The 20,246-nt window shown below is 33.4% G+C and carries 22 protein-coding genes; 8 read left to right on the forward strand and 14 right to left on the reverse strand.

Features of this window, described 5'->3' with window-relative positions; translation table 11 throughout:
• Positions 1-85: 85 nt before the first annotated feature.
• The 4 genes from STERM_RS18205 to STERM_RS18220 all read right to left on the reverse strand — a co-directional run bounded on the left by STERM_RS18205 (position 86) and on the right by STERM_RS18220 (position 2,501).
• Entirely contained in the window at positions 86-430 is a 345-nt protein-coding gene (locus STERM_RS18205) for a VOC family protein (RefSeq protein WP_012863097.1), read from the reverse strand.
• Between the two features lie 188 nt (positions 431-618).
• Complete coding sequence (locus STERM_RS18210) at positions 619-1,125, reverse strand: TlpA family protein disulfide reductase (protein WP_012863098.1); 507 nt, start codon at positions 1,123-1,125, stop codon at positions 619-621.
• A gap of 18 nt (positions 1,126-1,143) precedes the next feature.
• Positions 1,144-1,815 carry a thiol peroxidase gene (gene tpx, locus STERM_RS18215; RefSeq protein ID WP_012863099.1) on the reverse strand — a complete coding sequence of 224 codons (672 nt, stop codon included), beginning with the start codon at positions 1,813-1,815 and terminating at the stop codon, positions 1,144-1,146.
• Positions 1,816-1,958: 143 nt separating this feature from the next.
• Positions 1,959-2,501, reverse strand: coding sequence for a helix-turn-helix domain-containing protein (locus STERM_RS18220; RefSeq protein ID WP_012863100.1), 543 nt, complete (start codon positions 2,499-2,501; stop codon positions 1,959-1,961).
• 338 nt (positions 2,502-2,839) lie between these two features.
• Here STERM_RS18220 and STERM_RS18225 point away from each other — a divergent pair, with 338 nt between their 5' ends.
• From STERM_RS18225 to STERM_RS18235, 3 genes are all read left to right on the forward strand, one after another.
• Positions 2,840-5,002, forward strand: coding sequence for a patatin-like phospholipase family protein (locus STERM_RS18225; protein WP_012863101.1), 2,163 nt, complete (start codon positions 2,840-2,842; stop codon positions 5,000-5,002).
• Between the two features lie 146 nt (positions 5,003-5,148).
• Complete coding sequence (locus STERM_RS18230) at positions 5,149-5,802, forward strand: response regulator transcription factor (RefSeq protein ID WP_012863102.1); 654 nt, start codon at positions 5,149-5,151, stop codon at positions 5,800-5,802.
• Positions 5,799-7,112: a HAMP domain-containing sensor histidine kinase gene (locus STERM_RS18235; RefSeq protein WP_012863103.1), complete on the forward strand. Its 1,314-nt coding sequence runs from the start codon at positions 5,799-5,801 to the stop codon at positions 7,110-7,112. Before STERM_RS18230 ends, STERM_RS18235 begins: the two co-directional genes overlap by 4 nt.
• Before the next feature lie 55 nt (positions 7,113-7,167).
• Here the strand turns inward: STERM_RS18235 and STERM_RS18240 are convergent, their stop codons facing one another.
• From STERM_RS18240 to STERM_RS18260, 5 genes are all read right to left on the reverse strand, one after another.
• On the reverse strand, positions 7,168-7,548 hold the full coding sequence (locus STERM_RS18240) for a lipid-A-disaccharide synthase N-terminal domain-containing protein (RefSeq protein WP_012863104.1): 381 nt from the start codon (positions 7,546-7,548) through the stop codon (positions 7,168-7,170).
• 1 nt (position 7,549) lies between these two features.
• Positions 7,550-9,124, reverse strand: a complete 1,575-nt coding sequence (locus STERM_RS18245; protein WP_012863105.1) for an ArnT family glycosyltransferase — start codon at positions 9,122-9,124, stop codon at positions 7,550-7,552.
• Positions 9,125-9,829 carry a glycosyltransferase family 2 protein gene (locus STERM_RS18250; protein ID WP_012863106.1) on the reverse strand — a complete coding sequence of 235 codons (705 nt, stop codon included), beginning with the start codon at positions 9,827-9,829 and terminating at the stop codon, positions 9,125-9,127. It abuts the gene before it with no gap.
• 198 nt (positions 9,830-10,027) lie between these two features.
• The gene (locus STERM_RS18255) at positions 10,028-11,008 is read right to left on the reverse strand and encodes an FAD-dependent oxidoreductase (RefSeq protein WP_012863107.1); all 981 of its coding nucleotides are present in this window, start codon (positions 11,006-11,008) and stop codon (positions 10,028-10,030) included.
• A 74-nt stretch (positions 11,009-11,082) separates the two neighbouring features.
• Entirely contained in the window at positions 11,083-11,625 is a 543-nt protein-coding gene (locus tag STERM_RS18260) for a hypothetical protein (protein WP_012863108.1), read from the reverse strand.
• A 196-nt stretch (positions 11,626-11,821) separates the two neighbouring features.
• On the opposite strand from STERM_RS18260, the gene STERM_RS18265 reads away from it, so the two are divergent.
• Both STERM_RS18265 and STERM_RS18270 read left to right on the forward strand, forming a co-directional pair.
• Complete coding sequence (locus STERM_RS18265; RefSeq protein ID WP_012863109.1) at positions 11,822-12,721, forward strand: diacylglycerol/lipid kinase family protein; 900 nt, start codon at positions 11,822-11,824, stop codon at positions 12,719-12,721.
• A gap of 133 nt (positions 12,722-12,854) precedes the next feature.
• The gene (locus STERM_RS18270) at positions 12,855-13,160 is read left to right on the forward strand and encodes a sterile alpha motif-like domain-containing protein (RefSeq protein WP_012863110.1); all 306 of its coding nucleotides are present in this window, start codon (positions 12,855-12,857) and stop codon (positions 13,158-13,160) included.
• Positions 13,161-13,242: 82 nt separating this feature from the next.
• Here the strand turns inward: STERM_RS18270 and fosB are convergent, their stop codons facing one another.
• The 5 genes from fosB to agaB all read right to left on the reverse strand — a co-directional run bounded on the left by fosB (position 13,243) and on the right by agaB (position 16,572).
• Positions 13,243-13,653, reverse strand: coding sequence for a metallothiol transferase FosB (gene fosB / locus STERM_RS18275; protein WP_012863111.1), 411 nt, complete (start codon positions 13,651-13,653; stop codon positions 13,243-13,245).
• 199 nt (positions 13,654-13,852) lie between these two features.
• The gene (locus STERM_RS18280) at positions 13,853-14,284 is read right to left on the reverse strand and encodes a PTS sugar transporter subunit IIA (protein ID WP_012863112.1); all 432 of its coding nucleotides are present in this window, start codon (positions 14,282-14,284) and stop codon (positions 13,853-13,855) included.
• A 24-nt stretch (positions 14,285-14,308) separates the two neighbouring features.
• Positions 14,309-15,106, reverse strand: a complete 798-nt coding sequence (gene agaD / locus STERM_RS18285) for a PTS galactosamine transporter subunit IID (RefSeq protein ID WP_012863113.1) — start codon at positions 15,104-15,106, stop codon at positions 14,309-14,311.
• Positions 15,096-15,908 (reverse strand): PTS galactosamine transporter subunit IIC, encoded by an 813-nt coding sequence (gene agaC, locus STERM_RS18290; protein WP_012863114.1) that lies wholly within the window; start codon positions 15,906-15,908, stop codon positions 15,096-15,098. The genes agaD and agaC overlap by 11 nt, the downstream gene beginning before the upstream one ends.
• Before the next feature lie 184 nt (positions 15,909-16,092).
• Positions 16,093-16,572: a PTS galactosamine transporter subunit IIB gene (gene agaB, locus STERM_RS18295; protein ID WP_012863115.1), complete on the reverse strand. Its 480-nt coding sequence runs from the start codon at positions 16,570-16,572 to the stop codon at positions 16,093-16,095.
• A gap of 238 nt (positions 16,573-16,810) precedes the next feature.
• On the opposite strand from agaB, the gene STERM_RS18300 reads away from it, so the two are divergent.
• The 3 genes from STERM_RS18300 (at position 16,811) to nagB (ending at position 20,219) form a co-directional block, all read left to right on the forward strand.
• Positions 16,811-18,022, forward strand: a complete 1,212-nt coding sequence (locus STERM_RS18300; protein WP_012863116.1) for a replication initiation protein — start codon at positions 16,811-16,813, stop codon at positions 18,020-18,022.
• A gap of 308 nt (positions 18,023-18,330) precedes the next feature.
• Positions 18,331-19,479 (forward strand): N-acetylglucosamine-6-phosphate deacetylase, encoded by a 1,149-nt coding sequence (gene nagA, locus STERM_RS18305; protein ID WP_012863117.1) that lies wholly within the window; start codon positions 18,331-18,333, stop codon positions 19,477-19,479.
• Positions 19,476-20,219 carry a glucosamine-6-phosphate deaminase gene (gene nagB / locus STERM_RS18310; RefSeq protein ID WP_012863118.1) on the forward strand — a complete coding sequence of 248 codons (744 nt, stop codon included), beginning with the start codon at positions 19,476-19,478 and terminating at the stop codon, positions 20,217-20,219. The genes nagA and nagB overlap by 4 nt, the downstream gene beginning before the upstream one ends.
• Positions 20,220-20,246 lie beyond the last annotated feature (27 nt).

Below are 20,246 nucleotides of genomic sequence, written 5' to 3' on the forward strand. Positions count from 1 at the left end.
ATCATACATTACCTGATATCTTTAAAATTAAACTGGTACCTGAATCTTATGTATATGAAAACCATGACTAAATACTTCACCAACATCATAAAAATGTCCTGAACACCACAAAATTTCCATCCGGATCGGAAAAGCGCATATTCTTTGCTCCCCACGGCTGTATTGTTGGTATATCCAAGATTTTTACCCCGATTTTTTTCAAGCGTTCATATTCTTCATCCACATTATCAACTGTAAAAATCATTGTCATATTAGAATTTCCTGCTTGGGTAATTCCATCATTTTTTAGTATTGCAAAAGAAGCACCTTTTGTAAATATTTCCTGATGAATTTCATCATCATAATCTGATGCAGTCTGTAATATTTCTTTGTAAAAATCAGCTAATTTTCTTACATCCTCAGTCATCAGGCATATTCCGGCAAAAATCATAATTTTCCTCCCTGCATTTCGTAAAATCTCTCCTAATTATATAAAAGCAAAAATCTGGTCGCATCAACTCATTGATACAAAACTGTTCTCTATAATTATCATATCATATTTTTATAAATGGGCAAGCCTGCTGTAAAATACCGCTATAAAAAACAAAAAGACCGTCCTAAAACGATCTTTATATATATTTACTTAATTAATTTTTCTACCAGACTGTCGTAGCTTAATTCACCTTCGACTATTTCTTCTATCTTCCCGTCTTTTCCTATCACTGCATTAAAAGGAAATGATTCTATTTTAGAACCGTACAGAATTACATTATCATGGTCATAATAAGCAGGGAAAGTATATTTATTTTTCGTCAGATATTCAGTTACTATTTCAGGACTTGAATTATTTGCACTATATATAACTACTATATTAGCTTCATCTTTATGCTTTTCATAAAATTCCTGTATTTCTATCGCCTCATCACGGCAGTGCGGGCACCATTCGGCAGCAATGACAAATAACGTCTTTTTATCACTTTTCAAGAGATCAGTACTTTTAAATGTTTCTTTCCCGTCAATTGATTTCGCTGTAAACGCAGGAAACTTCGCACCTTTTGTTGCATCTAAATCAAATGTCGCAGACGTTTCACCAGAACATGACATCAAAAATATTACTCCCAATATTACCATCATTAATTTTTTCATTTTATACCTCACTAAATTTTATTTTTTCAGCATTTTCTTTTCCAGAAAATCTATTGCTTTTCCAAGATCAAGCTGATCTGTCACTTCTTTTCCATAATCCACATATCTTACAATATTATCTTCATCCACTATTATTACTGCTCTTGTCAGTAACTGGTATTCTTTCATTAAAAAACCATTTTTAGCAGAAAATTCATGTGTCTGAAAATCAGACAAAGTTTTCAGATTTGCTATTCCGTTATCAGAACAAAATCTCATCATAGCAAAAGGTAAATCATCAGTTATTGAATAAAAAAAGACATCTGCATGCTCTTTTGCCTTCTCATCAAGCATCTTAGTCTGAAGCGAGCATACCGGAGTATCCAGCGACGGTGCAGTATAAATTAATTTTATACCTTTATCATCTGAAAGTCTCACTTTTTTCATTTTATTGAATTCATTAACAGGAGCAATTAATTCTGCATCCTCTAGCTTATCCCCGACTTTTATTCTTTTATTTTCTATTGTAACTTCTATTCCGTCTACTGTTACCTTCTCACTTTCAGGAACTTTCTCTTTTTTCAGAGTTTCTTTTTCCGGAGCTGATACCTCTTTAGTTTCAGTTGTTTTTTCAACAGCGGCACCCTCTTCTTTTACCCCGCAGCTAAAAATCAAAAATATTGTCATTGCAGCAATCATAAACTTTTTCATGCAAATCCTCCCAATGTATTTATATATACAAATAAAAACAATCATCTGAATAATAACTTAATTAATTAAACTATTATTCAAACTACTTCACTTCCCAGTTGCTCTATATAATAATAATTTTTATATTTTTTGTCAATCTTTTTTTAAAATGACGGCGGAGTTGCTACCCATAAAACTTTTGATACCCCTGTTTTTGATACATTCGAGATATAGTGGTCTACACTCGGCTTGTAATAAAAGCTCTCACCTTTTTTGGCCCTGTATTTTTTATTCCCCAAATGTATGTTAACTGCACCTGACAAAACATATCCGAACTCTTCCCCCTCATGTGCCACCTCAAGCTTGTATCTTCCTCCGGGCTCCAAAGTTATCAGAATCGGTTCCATTTTATTTTTCTGTGCATTTGGGATTATCCATTTTATTTCATATCCTAATTCTTCATTTTGAAATTCATAAAAATCTTCAACTGAAAATACAATTTTTTCCTGCTGTGTTTCATTAAAAAAATCTCTTATATTCGTCCCCAATACTTCCAGTATATCCTCCAAAGTGGATAAAGACGGGGATGTAAGGTCTCTTTCCAGCTGTGATATGAATCCTTTTGATAATTCACATCTATCTGCTAATTCATTTTGCGTTAAAAGCTTTTCCTGCCTTAAGCTTTTGAGCTTTTCACCGATTTTCACAGAAATCTCCAACTTTCTCTTTTGATATAGCAAATACTGCCTCTTATCCGCTGCACCTGACCTGGGGACAGCACAAAAAAAGTTCTCCAATATTTGCTTCCACTATTTTAGCATTTTCTAAGATTTTTATCAAATTCAACATTTTTATTAAAATTTATCTCTCCTGTTTTCCAGCGTTCCTGTTCATTAAAATACAGATTCAAATTTATTTGATACTTTGCTATTGAAAAAAGACCTGAAAAAGGGTAAAATTGATTAAAAACAGAAAAATATTTATACATAAAAAGTTTAAGCAGATATCATGTTCTTTTTATTGTATCCAATCGATCGGAGGATTTATGCAAAAAAAATTCAGGTATAAAAATATAGCTAAAAGACTTTTTCTCCTTCTTATTCTTTTTTCATGCAGCTTTAGCGACGGTGACGATAAAAGAATAGGGCTTGTATTAAGCGGTGGTTCGGCAAAAGGACTGGCTCATATAGGTGTCTTAAAAGTGCTGGAAGAAGAAAAAGTTCCTGTTGAATATATAACCGGAACAAGTATGGGCAGTATCGTAGGCGGACTTTACGCTGCTGGATATACCGTGGAGGAAATAGAGAAACTGGCAGTAGAAATAGATTGGTTTGGTATGTTTACAGATAATATCCCGAGAGATTCAAAAGGCGCTGTAAGAAATTATTTTGAGGATAAAAATACAATTGCACTGCCGTTTCAGGGATTTTCCGTGAGCTTTCCCAGCGGAGCTATCGGCGGTAAAAATATCAGCAGTAATCTAAATGATTTGTTCTACGGAGTAGAAGATGTCAATGATTTTAGAAAATTCCCCCAGAAGTTTGCATTGGTTGCTACTGATCTTGAAACCGGAGAAGCCGTTATGATAGATAAGGGATCTCTTCCTACTGCAATAAGAGCGAGTATGTCACTGCCTACTGTTATTTCTCCTGTAAGATATCAGAATAAGCTTCTTATTGACGGAGGACTGGTAAGAAATCTTCCTGTTCAGGAAGCAAAAATACTCGGGGCTGACTATACAATAGGAGTTAATGTCGGTGAGGGCTTTACTAAGCTCGACGAAAATAAGATGAATCTAGTCAATATTACTGAAAATGCACTTACCATGGCGGGTAAGCGTGAAGTGGACAGACAGATCAGAATGCTTGACCTTTATATAGTACCTGATGTTGCAGATATAGCATCTCCTGATTTTTCCAAAGCCGAGGTCATAATAGCCCTTGGTGAGGCTGCTGCACGTAAGAATATTGAGGAAATAAAAAAATTAAGTGATCCGGTAAAATTTGAAGAAATTCAGGAAAAAAGAAAAGAATTCAGAAAAACCTGGAATGATACTTATTCTATAAAAAATATAAAAGTAGTGGGGAATAAAAAATATAACGAAAAATTCTTTAATAAATTTATTCCGAATAATCTAAATGCCTTAAAAAAAGAAGATATTGACAGTATTATAAACAAAATTTATTCCAACGGGGATTTTTTAACAGTGTATTATGAAATAGAGGACGATAACCTCACATTTGTAGTTCAGGAAAAGGCAAGCAACTATCTTACACTAGGGGGAAATTTAAATACAGAGGATTACGCTACTATTTCTATAGGCGTTCAGGGTAACAGATCCTTTGACGCAACAGCTCTGAGATACTCTCTAGTCGGAATACTCAGTCAGGAGTATGCCCTGAACGGTCAGCTCGTCCTGAGTACCGGGCTTGATTCCAAAGTGTTTATAATGCCTACTTTCCACATAAAAAACGACATTATAAAAAATCAAAATTATAATGGAAAAAAATTTGATTTTGAAAATAAAGTATCAAATATTAATCTTGGTTTCGGAGTAGAGCTGGATAAGAATCTTGTTTTTATAGCAAGTGGCGGTTTTGAAGAATCAAGTGTTAATCAAAATGAAGATAATTCAAAAAATAAAAAAACGGACTATCCTGTGTACAGTGCCCAGCTTATATATGACACAAGAAATTCATTTATTTATCCTACGAAAGGATATTACCTGAATACTATTTATGCCTACGGCAATTCATCCGAAGCTGATTTCAGCTCGCTGAGCTTCATAGGACGGGGTATATTCCCTGTTACAAAGAATTTAAGTATCATCCCTACACTTGAGTATCTTAGTGCTTCCGGAGATGATATTCCGGAAACATATCAGCCTAAGCTCGGAGGATATAAGACAAGAGATCACTCATTGGAATTCAGAGGGGTCGAAGAAAACAGCCTTAGAGGGCAGAGTATCACTACTGCTAATCTGAAGCTTCAGTACAGTATTAATAAATACATCTATGTAGATGCGGGAATTTCATATGCTGCAATATCGGATACTGCATTCTCAATAGACGGTGACACTACAAAACAGAGTTATGATATCGGAATAGGAATAAAAACTCCTTTAGGACCGAGCTATATCGGCGGTTCCAAAACTGAGGGCGAAAAAATAAGATATTATCTGAATCTCGGTTATGATATAGGCGAGTAATAATTTGGTTCTTCTGTACAGAAGGGCCATTTTTTATATTAACAAAAGAAAACAGTTACTGCAAAAGAAATTATCTTCCTAATTAATTTAAAAATGTGGTAAAATATAAAGGTAATATAATACTTTATAAGAAATAAGGTGGACTTATGCCAAAAATATTAATAGTCGAAGATGATGAAAAATTAGCCAAAATATTAAAAATCCAGCTGGAGCATAAAGGCTTTCAGGTGGAAAATGCCTATACAGGGCTTGAAGCTGTGGAAAAAGCAGAAAACAGCAAAGATATAGATCTTATTCTGCTTGATCTTGGTCTTCCCGATATAGAAGGAAACCGTATATGCAAAACTATAAGCTCTGCAGTTCATGTTCCCATTATCGTAGTATCTGCTCGAAGCCATATAGAAGATAAGGTGGAGCTCCTTACTATAGGAGCCGTAGACTATGTAACCAAGCCATATGATATTCTGGAACTGGAAGCCAGAATAAAAATACATCTAAAAAAAGATTCTTCCGATATTCTGAAATATGCTGATCTGGAAATGGATACAGTCAACTTTACATTTACCAAAGCCGGAACACTTATTCCTTTGAGTAAAACAGAATTTGATATGATGAAATTATTTCTTGAAAATCAGAATATAGTTCTCAAGCGTGAAAGAATTATAGATGAAATATGGGGCTGGAATGCCAGCAGTAATCTTCTTGATGTAACAATGAAGAATTTACGGCAAAAACTGGGAAAAGATTATATCATTACTGTAAGAGGTATAGGTTATTCACTTAAAAGGGAGCAGCAATGAAAATAAAAATAAAAAAAATTTCTCATAAAATTATAATTTTTAATACCATGGGAATACTTTTCTGTACACTGTTAATTGGTATTGTAACATGGATTTTCATTATAAATGAATATGTTGTGGAAGAAAACAACGAGCTTGACAATATTGCAAATGGTGTAACTGAAACACTCGGAAAAGTTTCCGCATATGATATTTCTGATTTTTATCAGACACTGGAATTCGGGGATAAGGACGAAATTCTTATTTCCATGAAATATCCTGACGGTCATATTGTAAAACTCGGCGACTCTAATATCTCTTATAAAGATATTCCTGAAAATAACTGGGTTTTCAAGAAAAGATATGCTCTTCATTTTAAGGAAAAAAATGTAAATAATATCGAATTTACTTTTATAAGAAAATATTCATATGATCGTGCGATAAAAACAACCCGGATTATATTTTATCTCTTTATACTCCTTGCTGTATCTATAATAATAATTTCATATTATATGACTAAAAATATACTAAAACCTGTTACTTATATCATAAAAGAAAGTGAAAAAATAAATGCAAAAAACCTGAATATAAAACTTCCTAAAATCAGGGATGATGAAATAGGTGATTTAATCGATGTTATAAATAATTTATTTTCAAAAATGCATGAAATACTTCTCAATCAGAAAAACTTTTCCAGTAATGTCTCTCATGAATTAAAAACACCTGTTGCTATTATGAAAGGTTATCTTGATATACTGAAATGGGGAAGAGATGATCCTGTTCTTCTTAACGAGGCCCTGGAAAATATAGAAACAGAAATTATAAATATTGAGAAGCTTATTACGAACCTTTTGTTTTTATCTCAGGCAGAAAAATTAAAAACTTTGAATGAAAAAATAGAAATATGCCTTCTGCTAACAAAGCTGAAAAATGATTACCAGCTTTTGAAAACAGATAAAAAGCTTATTATCAGCTGCAGCAATACAGTCATATACGGCAATCAAAATCTTATTTCCGAAGCCTTACGCGGAATTATTGACAACAGCATAAAGTACTCTGATGGTAAAGAAATTTATATAACTGTTGAAGAAACCGATACTTTTATCAAAATTCTTATCAGAGATTTTGGAACTCATATTTCCAATGAAGATATTAAAAAGATTTTTGACAGACACTACCGTACAGAAAGACAGGATACTAAAAGCACACGCGGTCTTGGTCTCGGACTCTCTATAATAAAGGAAATTATAGAACTCCATAATGCTAAAATAGAACTGATAAACAGAGATGACGGTCTTGATACCGAAATATATTTTAATAAACAGATATAATAAAAAAATTGTGTCATAAACTAAATAATGTTTTGACACAATTTTGATATAAAATTTAATTCAGCTCTATTTCTTCCGTCATTTTTTGAAGACGGTATTCGCTGTTATTGTGAACTTGTTCTATTTTTGCACCTTCATTCTGTGAGGCTTCCTCTTTTTTATTTTTATGTATCAAATATATATTTCTTGAGTAGATAAAAACTCCCGGTGCCTGCCCCATTATAAAAACAGGATCTCTATGATAAACAGCATATACAAGCAGTATTATACCGCCTGAAAGGCTGAAATACCAAAATGCCACAGGAATTACACTTTTTTTTGCCTTTTCGCTATATATCCACTGTATAATAAATCTCATGGAAAAACACAGCTGTCCAAACAATCCAATATACAAAAATATTTTATTCATTGTGAAATATCCACTTAATGCATTCATTTTATCCTTCTTTCCTGATATATTTAATAATAACAAATTTACTGTTAGAATATACCATTTCATAATTCTCAGGCAGATCACTTATATCTTTATTCTGCAATAAAATTATTACATTTTCATTTTTTATTATCTTATTAAGTTTTTCCGGATTTTCTATATTTATGATATTATCATCATTTATTATATATGCCATTCTGTTGGCTTCATTTTCTTTGTAGCCGAAAATTTTCAGACTGCGGTCTTTTTCCTTTTCTGCCTTTATGATCCCGGCAAATTTGGAAAAACCAATATATTCGTTTGCCGCAGGTGCAGATATTGTCAATATTCCCAGTAAAGCAATCATATTAATAACTATATTCCAGACATAACAATAAGCTTTTTCTTTTAACGAAAAATAGATCCCGGCTGCGGCAGTAAATATGGAAAATACTCCGTAGACCAATACCAAACCATACAAAAACGGATCCATCCCTGCCAGCTTTTCCTTAGAAATAAAAGCGGCAATTATAAATAAAAAGTAAAACATACTTGTTATTATCCCAATTATTTTTTTTGCTTTTCCGTTTTTTTTCGCAAGTATTTTTTCTGTTATTACAGCTATTGCGCCATATGCAGGTATCAAATATATATCCAGTTTACTGCTGACCAGTGAAAATATAATAAAAGGCACAGCAAACCAGCATATTATAAAAATCATAAATTTTTCCTGTTTTTTTGCTCTTATAAGCAACATTATAAAAGAAGCAAAAAAGAATAATGTCCAGGGAAATAAATTCGGGAACAGATTAATAAGATAATAATATATCGGTTTTTTATGCACACTGGTATTTACTGCTCTGTTTACCGTCTGCTTCAAAAGCAGCTCGTTCACTGCCGAATTCACTCCGAGACTCATTATCAAAGGAATAAACCATATAAGTGCAAATATAACTATAATAATAATTCCTTTGCCGAATTTTAACTTTTTTATTTTGTCCTTTTGTTTTGTTACAAGCAGATATGCAAGAATAACACCAATTGGTATAAAAACTGCTGCAAGTCCCTTTATCAAAAAACCTATCCCGGCATATACATAAGGCATATAAGGATTTCCTCTGTCTTTTTCCGCTATGTTATAAAAAGAAATCAAAGCCTTTACTATAAACATGGTCATAAACATATCCATACGAATTACCAGAACAGATCCTGCAAAATATAAAATTGTATATAATATTAATATAACTGTGCATGCTCTTTTTTTGTCATACTCATTTTCCGTAAGAAATCTGTATATATCTACTCCTGTCACTATTGCCGGAAGTACACACATAACAAGCCCTATAGAAAACAATGTATATTTGCCTGTTACCAGTCTTATCAAAGCAGCTATCCAAAAATACAGCGGCGGCTTATCCGTGTACAGTGAACCGTCAAACTGAAGCTTTATCCAGTCTCCGGATTTCAGCATATGATCAACTATATTTATATACTTCAATTCATTCGTAGGGGTAAAATCCCTGAAAATAAACAGCGGAATATACAATAACAACGCAGCTGCTATTATCAGCCATATGTATTTATCCTTTCGTAAAACCATTTATATCTCCTCATTAAGCACTGTATAATATATATGTCTTTTTTTCATCCATCTGACTGCAAATGCATCCTTCAGTCCTTTAAAAAGCCTGTTCCATACTCCGTACTTAGACTGACCGAACATCCTGTCGTAATGGCGTACAGGTACTTCTATCACCCTGAAACCGTTTATTTTAGCTAATGTCGGTAAAAATCTGTGCATCCCTTCATATAAATAATAAGATTTTGCTACTTCTTTCCTGAAAAGCTTCAAAGGACAGCCTGTATCCTTTATATCATCACCTGTAATAATATTTCTTGCAGTATTTCCAACCCATGAAGAAATCTTTTTTATTATTCCGTCTTCTCTTGTTGCACGCCGTCCGTTTATCATATCATAATTCTCAAGGTATGAGTAAAGAACCAGTATATCCTCAGGATCAGTCTGCAAATCAGCATCTATAGTTACTATTATATCTCCTTCGGAATATTTAAATCCTGCTGCTGTGGCCGCTGTCTGACCGCAGTTTTTCTCAAAATGAATGACTTTCACATTCTCGTTCTCCACACTATCAAGTATTTCTTTGCTTTTATCAGTACTTCCATCATTAACTAAAAGTATTTCATAACTTTTAAAATTTTGCTTTAATACTTTTTCTACATTTTCAATTAATCTGTTAATATTCTCCTCTTCGTTATAAACAGGGGCAATTACTGATATTTCCATATCTCCTCCACTTTTCTTCTTTATTATGTATCTTAAGTGTAACAGATACATATTAGAAGGTACTTTGCAAAAAATGAAATTAAACTGAAAAGAAAAATAACTGATATCGGAATCTTCTAAAAATTCATTTTATTATATCACGCCACTATAAAATAAAAAACTGGCTTTAAAAACCAGTTTTTATATCTAATATTTTTTTTAATACTCTTTCAGCAGGTAATCAAAAGCCCCTAAAGCAGCTTTTGCTCCTTCTCCTACAGATATGACTATCTGTTTTTGTTTTACTGTTGTTACATCACCTGAAGCAAAGATTCCTTTTATGTTAGTCATATTGTTTTCATCAATTATGATTTCCCCGATTTTGTTAGTCGCTATCAGATCCTTTGCGAATTCGCTGTTTGGTGTAAGTCCTATTTCTATAAATACACCGTCGATATTCAGTTCATGTGTACTTTCATCTGCTCTGTTTTTATATTCCATTCCTTTTGTAAAGTCTTCCCCGTATATTTTTGTAGTAGCAGCATTTGTGATGACTTTGATATTATTTCTTTCATTTAGTTTATCCTGTAATATTTTATCAGCTTTTAGTTCAGGCATGAATTCCACTACAGTTACATTTTTGGCTATCCCTGCCATATCAAGGGCAGCTTCTATTCCGGAATTTCCTCCGCCTACCACAGCTACATCCAGTCCTTTGTAAAACGGTCCGTCACAAGTAGCACAGTAGTGAACTCCTTTTCCTTTATATTCCTGCTCTCCGGGAACATTTAATTCTCTCCACTTAGCACCAGTTGCTATTATTACAGTTTTTGATTTATATATTTTCTTATCACTTGTAGTAATTAATTTATTTTTTCCGTCTTCTTCTATTTTTGTCACATATGTCCCTTCTTTAAAGGCAACACAATATTCTTTCAAATGCTTTTCAAGATTCTCGGCATACTCTGACCCTGTAGTTTTAGCTGTACCTATGATATTTTCTATCTCTCTTGTGTCCAAAACCTGTCCGCCTATTTTAAGTCCTATCATTGCAACATCAAGACCTTTTCTTGCTGCATATATTGCAGCTGAAACTGCTGACGGCCCTGTACCAACTACAAGCACATCATATAATTTATCACAAGAAATCTCTGATAAGTTTCCCTCATCTATGCACCCAAGATTTAAATTAAAGTCCATATTTCCTCCTAAAATAATTTTAAAATTGTAATCATTATAATATTATTTTATGACAAAAATTGAAAAATGTCAACTTAATTTGTTGTTTTTATATTTTGAAGCCTGTCAATCTCACCTTGAAGCTTTTCCTGGAAAAAATCATCAGTTTCTTCTTTCACTCTGTCTTTTGATAATACATAAATAACTCCGATTTCAGTATTTCCAGTCTGAAATTCGGCTCTTTTCTCAGATTCATTCAGAAGTTTTACCGCTATTTCATTTGCATAATTATTAACACTGTAATCACTGAAATCCCCTGTTTTCAGATTGGCAACATCCAGCTTTTGTCTTATATCCTTATAAGCTTCTGAACGGATTGCCTTTCTTAATGCATCTTTGGCAAGAACCTCAGCTTTATTTCTGGCTATTTCTTCCCCTTCTGATCCTACTTTACTCTTTCCTGCAGCATACAGCTCAGTTATTGTATTAACGTTTTTAGCTACTTCCATTTTCAGGTCATTCGTTACCATAGGCATAGTAGACGTCGTACTTGCTGTATTAAATGTTGATGTAATAGAATTACAAGAACTCAATAATACTATTACTGACATTAATGAAATTAACTTAACTTTTTTCATATATTAGTTCCTCCACAATTATAATTATTTTTAAAATATCCAGTTTAATTATACCATATTCTTAAATTAGTGTATATATTTATTGTCTTCTATATTTTTACTGACTTAATATTTTGTTTTTGAAAGTGTTTTTCCTTTTGTGTTTAGAATATGTTATAATATTAATATAAGATACTATATCATCGAGGTGATTTTCATGAAAAAAGCACTGCTGATTTATAATCCGAATTCAGGTAACAGCAAGATTATTTTGGAGAATTTTGACAAAATAACAAGAAAATTTCTGAAAAATAATATTTCACTTACTCTGTACAGTATAGATAAAAAGTACAACCGCCTTATTGACGTCGTAAAAAATCATGAATTCGACATACTTATACTTTCAGGAGGAGACGGAACTCTGGGGCGTACTATTACACAGCTCTATAATGCCGGCATCGAACTCCCCGAAATAGGTATCTTCCCTCTGGGAACATGCAATGATTTCGCAAGATGTCTTCATTTAGGCGAAAATATCGATGACTGGATAGAAAATATTATCAAAGGCAAAATCCAAAATGTAGATTTCGGACTTATAAACGGAAAAAACATATTTCTTTCTTCATATGCCGGAGGGCTTTTTACAAAGGCTTCCTATTCCACTGATAAAAATATGAAGAAAAATATAGGAAAACTTGCATATTTTATTAACGGTATTAATGAACTAATCAACATAAAAAGATTCAGGTTAAACATGAAACTGGATGATAATACAGAAATAGAAGAAAAAGCCATTTTGTATATGATCATAAACGGAGAAGGTGCAGGAGGCTTTGACAATCTTGATAATTCAGCGAACATGGCCGACGGGCTCATGAATATTATCATTGTAAAGGAAACAAAATCTGCAATAGATCTTTCTACCATAATTTTTGATCTGATGAATAATAATCTGGTAAATAATAACTTTGTAAGAACTCTTACCGCCAAAAAATGTGAAATAAAAAAGATTAAAAAAGACATTAATGTAAGTATTGACGGTGAAGAAGGAGAAAACGAAGATGTTGTTATTGAATTTATCAGCAACAAATTAAAAGTCTTTACTTCCCATCCATAATATTTTTTATACGGCCTCTGTAAAACTTATTACAGAGGCCTGGAACTCTCTCTTCTCTCCCCTCATATCTGTCACTTCACGCTTCTTTACTCTGCCTGATGTATTTATTCTCTCTCGGAAGGGAGGTGTAACTATGGCTGCAATAATTGAAGAACCACTTTATGCTTCTTATTATAACTGGATTACTTTATTTAAAAATATAGAAACACCTATAGGAGAGCTTGCTACTAATATTGCCGGAGATCCGTGTTTTCCGAAATATTCAGATTCCCCGCAGGAAATACTGGATTATATTTACAGTTCCTACCTGCTTTTAGCCGGAGAACACAGCAGTATTCTGGAAACCTTTCAGTATTCATGGCTTTTATATAAGTTTGAAATTGGTGAAGCAATTTACAGAAACGGAAGAATACAGTATGCAGATTCCAAAAAAATCTAAAAAGAATAAAGGCTGTTTAAAACCTTTTATTTTCAGAATATATAAGTTTTTCTGTTTTGGTTTTTTATACAGCCTTTTATATTTATTTTTTTATATCATTAAAGTATTCAAGTCTGTCCTTCATTGTTCCGCAGTGAAATTCAAATTTATGACCGTCAGGATCCTGAAAATAAACAGATTTTTTCTCCCTTATGTTTCTTCCTCTTCCCAGCGAATAGACTATTTTATGTTTTTCAAAATATTCTGTTATATGATCAAACTCTTCTTCCGGCACACTAAATGCCATATGTGTATATGAATGCTTTATATCATTCCGCAGTATGTCCTTTTCCTCGTTCAGAGCCAGCCAGTAGCCGCACAAATCATAATATACCCCCTGTTTCCATTTGTATGCCGGTTTTACCCCGAATACCTTTTCATAAAACTCACATGATTTTTCCAGATTGCTTACAGAGAATGTTATATGATTTATTCCTGTTATTTTATAATTCATTTGTCTCCTTATTATTCCCAGTTTTTTATTTGATAATAACCTATAAATTACTGCAAGTCAACAGATTTTCCCGGTATATTTCACTGCCTAAGCAAAGGATTATAATAAAAAATGGAACTTTCAGAAAAATCTTTATACTCCTTTGATATTTCCCTTAGTCCCATTTTATTTCGTAAAATCTCATATGCAAATTACCGTGTTATATTCCGTCTTCACAGCTTTCCATATTTTCTCTGATTTCTATTTCAAATTTAACGACATTATTCTTCGTATTCTCTATTGCAGATTCGCATAATTCCTCCAGATTCATCTCGTCCTTAGTAAGACAAGCCTCAAGAATGGAACCCGGATTACATCCTGCTGCTGTTAAAATCCGCGGATTTCCTGCTGAAACCTCCACAGCTTTGTTAAACGGCGTTCCTCCGATAATATCAGCTAAAAATAAGACACCAGAATCTTTATTTTCTTTTACCATTTTCTCAAAAGCTTCTTTTAAGTCATCAACGGATATATCCGAATGAAAATCAACAAATTCTACACCCGGGATATCTCCAGCCACTTCCTTTATAAATGATTTTATCCCTGCGGCATAACGGCCGTGACCTGTGATGATAATAGTATTTTTATTCATAATCCACACTTCTTCCTGAAAAATTTACAGTATTTTGAAAAACGAACATATTATAGCCAGTACAAATGTTGTTACGATCAGTGTTACCGGATTTACCTTTTTAAACTTCATCAGATAGTACATTAAGAAGGTATATCCCAGAGGAACAAGCTTCGGAAGGATTTTATCCAGAAAATCCTGCTGTATGGAAATTACATGTCCTTCGCTTATTGGTATGCTGAGCAGCACATCTATATTTATATAAGAAGCAATCAGTCCTCCGATGACTGTTATTCCCAGAATTGTTGCAGCCTTTGATACATGCTTTGAAACATTTTTCAGCTTGTCTATTGCTTTGGAACCAATGTCATATCCTATCTTAACAAGGTATATTCTCGATAAAAATACACCTATATATACAATCAGAAATACCAGCGGTCCCACAAGATTTCCCTGCTGTGCAAACGAGGAACATATTCCTGCCACTATCGGAAGCAGCGTAAACCATAAAAGTGCATCTCCGATACCTGCCAGCGGTCCAAAAAGTGCTATTTTCAAACTATTTATCAAATTTCTGTCTTCCTTTTTTTCCTCAAGAGATATAATCAGTCCCATTAAAAATGCCGCAGCAGTGGGATTGGTATTTATAAATCCCGAGTTATCCTTCATTGCATTTGCCAGACCCTCTTTATCATCCTTATATATTTTTTCAAGTGCGGGAAGCATGGCATGCGTCCATCCCATTCCCTGCATTCTTTCATAATTATACGAAGACTGGAGCAGGGCGGATCTCATTGCCAGTTTCTTTATATCACTGTTATGCAGTATTTTTTTATATTCCATCGCTATAATCCTCCTTGTCTTCATTCGTCAGTCCAAGACTCAAAAGCTGTTCCAGTTCCTTTTCTCTCTTTATATCTTCATAATATTTATAAATTGCTATTGCAGTACCTATAAGAGCTACCGGAAGCAGATTTGAAAAATTCAGGAAGATTGACATAATAAATCCGATAATCAGAAACGGAAGATACTCGAATTTGAACATTATTTTCAGAAGCAGTCCGAATCCTACCGCAGGCAGTATGCCACCGGCTATTTCAAAGCCGTGAGTCAGCCATTCAGGCATTGAATTTACCAGAAGCTTCATCGGCTCCTGAGCCACATATACACATAAAAATATTACTATTCCGTATGTCAGCGATACAATAATCATAGTTATATTTGACAGCTGTTTATATTTCTTGGCATCTGCATTTTCTGCATATTTATCAAATTTTGTAACGAATAATGAAAATGAAGAATAGTAAAACAAGATTATATACTGCATAAGAAAGCTGAACGGCAGTGCCAGTCCTATAGTTGTCTTGACGTCAAATCCGGTAGAATGCGCCAAAACAGTTGTCATAATTGCTGCCAAAACCGGATTCGGCGGCTGTGTTCCTCCTACCGGTGTCAGTCCTGCAAATGATAATTCCACCAGACCGCCGGCCAGCAGTCCTACTCTCAAGTCACCCAAAATCAGACCAGTCAGCGTACAAACTATTATAGGTCTGAAAATAAACAAAACTTCAAGATAAGAATCTAAACCAACTACTATACCCATAAGAGCTATTAAAAGCCCCTGCATTAAAGTTATTTCATTCATAATTTCCCTTTCTGTTTTTTAAAAAAACTATTTTCATATTTTTCGATATATTGTTCTGCCATATCTGATATTCCAAATCAGTTTATTCAAATATCAAATATGAATAGAACAAAATATCAGTATCCGGTTCTGTTCAAGATTAATCATTATATTACCGTATTATAAGTATAAACAGACCGGAGCATTAGTCCAGAATACTGATTTCATAAACCGGCTCTTCAGGAACTTCCTGAAAAAATACATGAACCCCTTTTGATGAAATATATCTTATATCCTCTTCCTCCTGCGAATTCACATGAACTTTTTTTGTTATCTGCTTTTTCCCTTCTCCCGGATGCATATTTCCCACATTCAGTTTTTCTATAGGTACACCTCCGTCGATAAGCTTCCTTGCTACTCCCGGATTTTTGCAGATAATGAATATCTTTTGGCTGTCTGATGCTTTCCCTATTATTTTGATAGTTTTTTCCACAGTAAAAAATCTTATTCCTACTCCGGCATTTTCCGCGGTCATTGTCATTAGCTGCTGCTGCAGTTTATCATCTGCTGCTTCATCATCTACCACTACCAGAAGATTTGCCCCGAGTGAGCTTGTCCATGTTACTCCTACCTGTCCGTGTACCAGTCTGTTATCTATTCTTGTGAGTAAAATGTTTAATGCCATTTTTTTCTCCTTTCCAAAAATTTTTTCGACATGTCTTAAACAATATTACTATACCTCCAAATTCCATCATGTCAAATTTTTCGTTTTTTTCGTTATCAGAATTTTTATATATTTTGAAAATATCAATTTACATATATATTTTTTGATGCTATGATATTTGATATATAAAAAAATATTCATTTTTTTCGTTATCAGAATTTAAAAAATGAATTTTTTAAAAAAGGAGTTTGGAAATTTTATGAAAAAAATTTTTGATAAAGAAGATATTTTCATCTCTTTCAACAAAAAGCTCAGCTCAAATGAAAATATTATATTTAAAAGAATTGTAAAGCACATACTTTTGAATAACACACCTTATATGGAGCTTTCCGAAAATGAACTGAATAAACTGATTAAGCTGGATCAAAACAATAACCTGAAAAACTTTTTTGAAAATTTTATGAAAAAGAAAATTTTGTATAGTTATAATAAGCTGGATTACATAAAATATGAGGGCATGTTTTATATTATTTCATCCTACAGAATAATAAACCAGAAATACTATATTACTTTTTCCGAGGATTTTTATAAGGTATTCAATAAAGAATCCAATGATTTTAAAGTATACAAATTTAACCTCCTCCTGCAGTTCAATGATTCCACTAGCAGAAACTTTTTTATGATGCTCACGCAGAAAAATATTTTAAATAATTTCATCGATATCTCTCTTACCGAGCTTAAAAAAATCCTTGAAATAGAAAAAAACTATTCCAGATTTTATGATTTTGAAAAATATATTCTGCTGCCTGTAATCAAAGAAATAAAAGATATTTCAAATATCGAAATAGAATACGAAAAAATAAAAATATCAAATAACCGTAAAATCATAGGACTTCGTCTTTATGTCAAGGACAGGCTCAATATGCAGCTGGACACACAGGCCGAAAAACTGATGGAAGATATTGAAAGCCTTATTTCAAACCGGCACGGTGCCTATGAGCTCATCAGAAAATACATCCAGACAAAGGGCCTTGATTATGTCAAAAAGAATATCTATTATTCAAAACTTCACTACAGCGGAAAATTTGATACATTTCTTGTGGAAAGTATAAAATATGATTATTTTAACAAAAGATTCAAAGAGAAAATCCAGAATAAATATAATCTGATTTTTTCTTATGAGAAAAAATTTAAGAATCTGAAAAATCTAAAGGAAAGTATTTTTGAGATATTACAGAATTCACGTTTTTTACACTTATCGAATATTGCCTCTATCCTTGAAGATACTTTCGGAATTATTGACGACAGATATCAGACTGGACTTTTGAAGGAATTCGTTCCTTTTTATAATGAATTCACGCATAATCTGGATAAATCCAACGAATGCAGATATGAGGACGACGTATTTCTAATATTTATAGAATTTAACGGAATTTATGACAGTTACATATACATATATAAAAAATACTAGATGTTCAAATGCATATAACAGAAAATAATAAAACCGGATACACTCTGGTTTTATTACTTTCTGCAGCTATATGTTCTTTTATGATCTTTTCCATGCAACATTTACTTTTTCTCTGTTTTATCATGTTCTTTTCCATAATTATGCTTTATCTCGCCTCTCATTCCTTATTCCTTCCAAAGATAAATATATCAAATATCTGTTGACTTTCTAAAAAAATAATGGTAATATCAAAATATAACATAAAACAACATTATATTTTTTTCTTTTATGATTTTTGTGTTTAATTTCTGAAGAAGGGATGTAAAATTATGATTCTAAAAAACGCCGATGTTTTTCAGGAAAATGGTAATTTTTTACAGCATGACATCTTCATTAACGGAGAATACATAACAGATCATAAACCGGAACAAACCGCAGAAGACAGTACAGTAATTGATGCTGACGGTTTATATGCCATACCCGGTTTGATTGATATTCACTTTCACGGATGCATGAACAGGGATTTCTGTGATGCAGACCATGAATCTATCAGAATAATATCCGAATATCAGTTGAATAACGGTATCACATCTATACTTCCCGCCACGATGACATTAGGCGAAGAAGATTTATGCAATATCTGCCGCACTGCATATACATACAAAGGAAACACAGGTTCCGAAATTCTGGGAATTAATCTTGAAGGACCCTTTATCTCTGAATCCAAAAGAGGTGCACAGGATTCTTCATTCATACTAAAACCCGACACTGCAGTATTCAAAAAATTCCAGGAAGCAGCAGGCGGAATGATAAAAATTGCCTGTATTGCCCCTGAAGAAGAGAACGGCATGGAATTTATCGAAGAACTAAAAGATGAAGTAATATTATCAATAGCCCATACTGCCGCAGATTATGAAACAGCAGTAAAAGCATTTGAAAAAGGCGCTGTCCATGTGACGCATCTTTACAATGCAATGCCCGCGTTTCACCACCGTTTTCCCGGAGTAGTGGGGGCAGCCCGTCAGAATGAAAGCTGCTTTGTGGAACTCATATGCGACGGTGTTCTCCTGCATCCAAGCACAATAAACAGTACATTCAAAATGTTCGGAGACAACAGAGTCATAATGATCAGCGACAGCGTCATGGCAGCAGGTATGCCGGAAGGAAGCTACACACTCGGCGGACAGAAAATAACAGTAACAGGAAAAACTGCTACTGTAGATGCAACAGGTGCCTTAGCCGGCTCAGTAAGCAATTTGATGGAATGTATGTGTTTATGTGTAAGAGAAATGGGAATTCCTCTTGGAAGTGCGGTAAAAGCCGCTTCATCGAATCCGGCAAAAGCTTTGAGAATATATGATAAATATGGAAGTATTTCTCATGGAAAATATGCCGATATTGTATTGTTAGACAGAGATTTGAATATAAGAAAAATTATTTTCAGAGGAAAATTATTAGACAGAAGGAGAAATTTATGAAAGTAATTATTGAGAAAGATTATACTGCTATGAGTAACAAAGCGGCAGAAATAACAGCAGAGGTGATAAAGAATAATCCACATGCAGTTTTATCACTGCCTACAGGTTCTACTCCCGTCGGATGTCTTGAAAAACTCGCAGATATGCATAAAACCGAAAATCTGAATTTTGAAAATGTAAGTATATTTAACATGGATGAATATGTTGCCCTGAAAAAAGATGATCCGCAGGGATATTACTATTTTCTGAATCATTATTTATATAAGCATGTAAATATCAATTTAGAAAATACTTATTGTCCGGATATCGAAAATCCTGATCTGGAGAAGGCCTGTAAAGAATATACAGACCTGATTGAAAAAAAAGGCGGGTTCGACCTGATTCTTCTCGGAATAGGGAGAGACGGACACATTGCATTTAATATGCCCGGTAACAGGCTTCAGGCTTATACACATATAGAACAGCTTTCCAATGAAACGATAGAGGATAATTCACGTTTTTTTGAAAATAAGGAAGACACTCCCACACGTGCAGTTACCCTTGGCATTACCCCTATACTCGCCAGTAAAAAAATTCTTTTAATAGTAAACGGGAAAAATAAAGGAGAGGCAGTAAAGAAATTTTTGGAAAACAAAGAAATTACCACTGCTCTTCCTATTTCATTTCTGTGGCTTCATAATGATGTTACTGTAATACTGGATGAAGAGGCAGCTACCTGTCTTAAACCGGAGTATAAGTAACTTTCAGATTATTTTATAAAAAAAATT

The organism is Sebaldella termitidis ATCC 33386, assembly GCF_000024405.1.
In the GTDB taxonomy this organism is placed as follows: domain Bacteria; phylum Fusobacteriota; class Fusobacteriia; order Fusobacteriales; family Leptotrichiaceae; genus Sebaldella; species Sebaldella termitidis.

What these genes read in the sequence shown, in the direction of transcription:
- STERM_RS18205 (WP_012863097.1), bottom strand. Translation starts at nt 430, where the DNA reads ATGATTTTTGCCGGAATATGCCTGATGACTGAGGATGTAAGAAAATTA.
- STERM_RS18210 (WP_012863098.1), bottom strand. Translation starts at nt 1,125, where the DNA reads ATGAAAAAATTAATGATGGTAATATTGGGAGTAATATTTTTGATGTCA.
- tpx (WP_012863099.1), bottom strand. Translation starts at nt 1,815, where the DNA reads ATGAAAAAGTTTATGATTGCTGCAATGACAATATTTTTGATTTTTAGC.
- STERM_RS18225 (WP_012863101.1), top strand. Translation starts at nt 2,840, where the DNA reads ATGCAAAAAAAATTCAGGTATAAAAATATAGCTAAAAGACTTTTTCTC.
- STERM_RS18230 (WP_012863102.1), top strand. Translation starts at nt 5,149, where the DNA reads ATGCCAAAAATATTAATAGTCGAAGATGATGAAAAATTAGCCAAAATA.
- STERM_RS18235 (WP_012863103.1), top strand. Translation starts at nt 5,799, where the DNA reads ATGAAAATAAAAATAAAAAAAATTTCTCATAAAATTATAATTTTTAAT.
- STERM_RS18240 (WP_012863104.1), bottom strand. Translation starts at nt 7,548, where the DNA reads ATGAATGCATTAAGTGGATATTTCACAATGAATAAAATATTTTTGTAT.
- STERM_RS18245 (WP_012863105.1), bottom strand. Translation starts at nt 9,124, where the DNA reads ATGGTTTTACGAAAGGATAAATACATATGGCTGATAATAGCAGCTGCG.
- STERM_RS18250 (WP_012863106.1), bottom strand. Translation starts at nt 9,829, where the DNA reads ATGGAAATATCAGTAATTGCCCCTGTTTATAACGAAGAGGAGAATATT.
- STERM_RS18255 (WP_012863107.1), bottom strand. Translation starts at nt 11,008, where the DNA reads ATGGACTTTAATTTAAATCTTGGGTGCATAGATGAGGGAAACTTATCA.
- STERM_RS18260 (WP_012863108.1), bottom strand. Translation starts at nt 11,625, where the DNA reads ATGAAAAAAGTTAAGTTAATTTCATTAATGTCAGTAATAGTATTATTG.
- STERM_RS18265 (WP_012863109.1), top strand. Translation starts at nt 11,822, where the DNA reads ATGAAAAAAGCACTGCTGATTTATAATCCGAATTCAGGTAACAGCAAG.
- STERM_RS18270 (WP_012863110.1), top strand. Translation starts at nt 12,855, where the DNA reads ATGGCTGCAATAATTGAAGAACCACTTTATGCTTCTTATTATAACTGG.
- fosB (WP_012863111.1), bottom strand. Translation starts at nt 13,653, where the DNA reads ATGAATTATAAAATAACAGGAATAAATCATATAACATTCTCTGTAAGC.
- STERM_RS18280 (WP_012863112.1), bottom strand. Translation starts at nt 14,284, where the DNA reads ATGAATAAAAATACTATTATCATCACAGGTCACGGCCGTTATGCCGCA.
- agaD (WP_012863113.1), bottom strand. Translation starts at nt 15,106, where the DNA reads ATGGAATATAAAAAAATACTGCATAACAGTGATATAAAGAAACTGGCA.
- agaC (WP_012863114.1), bottom strand. Translation starts at nt 15,908, where the DNA reads ATGAATGAAATAACTTTAATGCAGGGGCTTTTAATAGCTCTTATGGGT.
- agaB (WP_012863115.1), bottom strand. Translation starts at nt 16,572, where the DNA reads ATGGCATTAAACATTTTACTCACAAGAATAGATAACAGACTGGTACAC.
- STERM_RS18300 (WP_012863116.1), top strand. Translation starts at nt 16,811, where the DNA reads ATGAAAAAAATTTTTGATAAAGAAGATATTTTCATCTCTTTCAACAAA.
- nagA (WP_012863117.1), top strand. Translation starts at nt 18,331, where the DNA reads ATGATTCTAAAAAACGCCGATGTTTTTCAGGAAAATGGTAATTTTTTA.
- nagB (WP_012863118.1), top strand. Translation starts at nt 19,476, where the DNA reads ATGAAAGTAATTATTGAGAAAGATTATACTGCTATGAGTAACAAAGCG.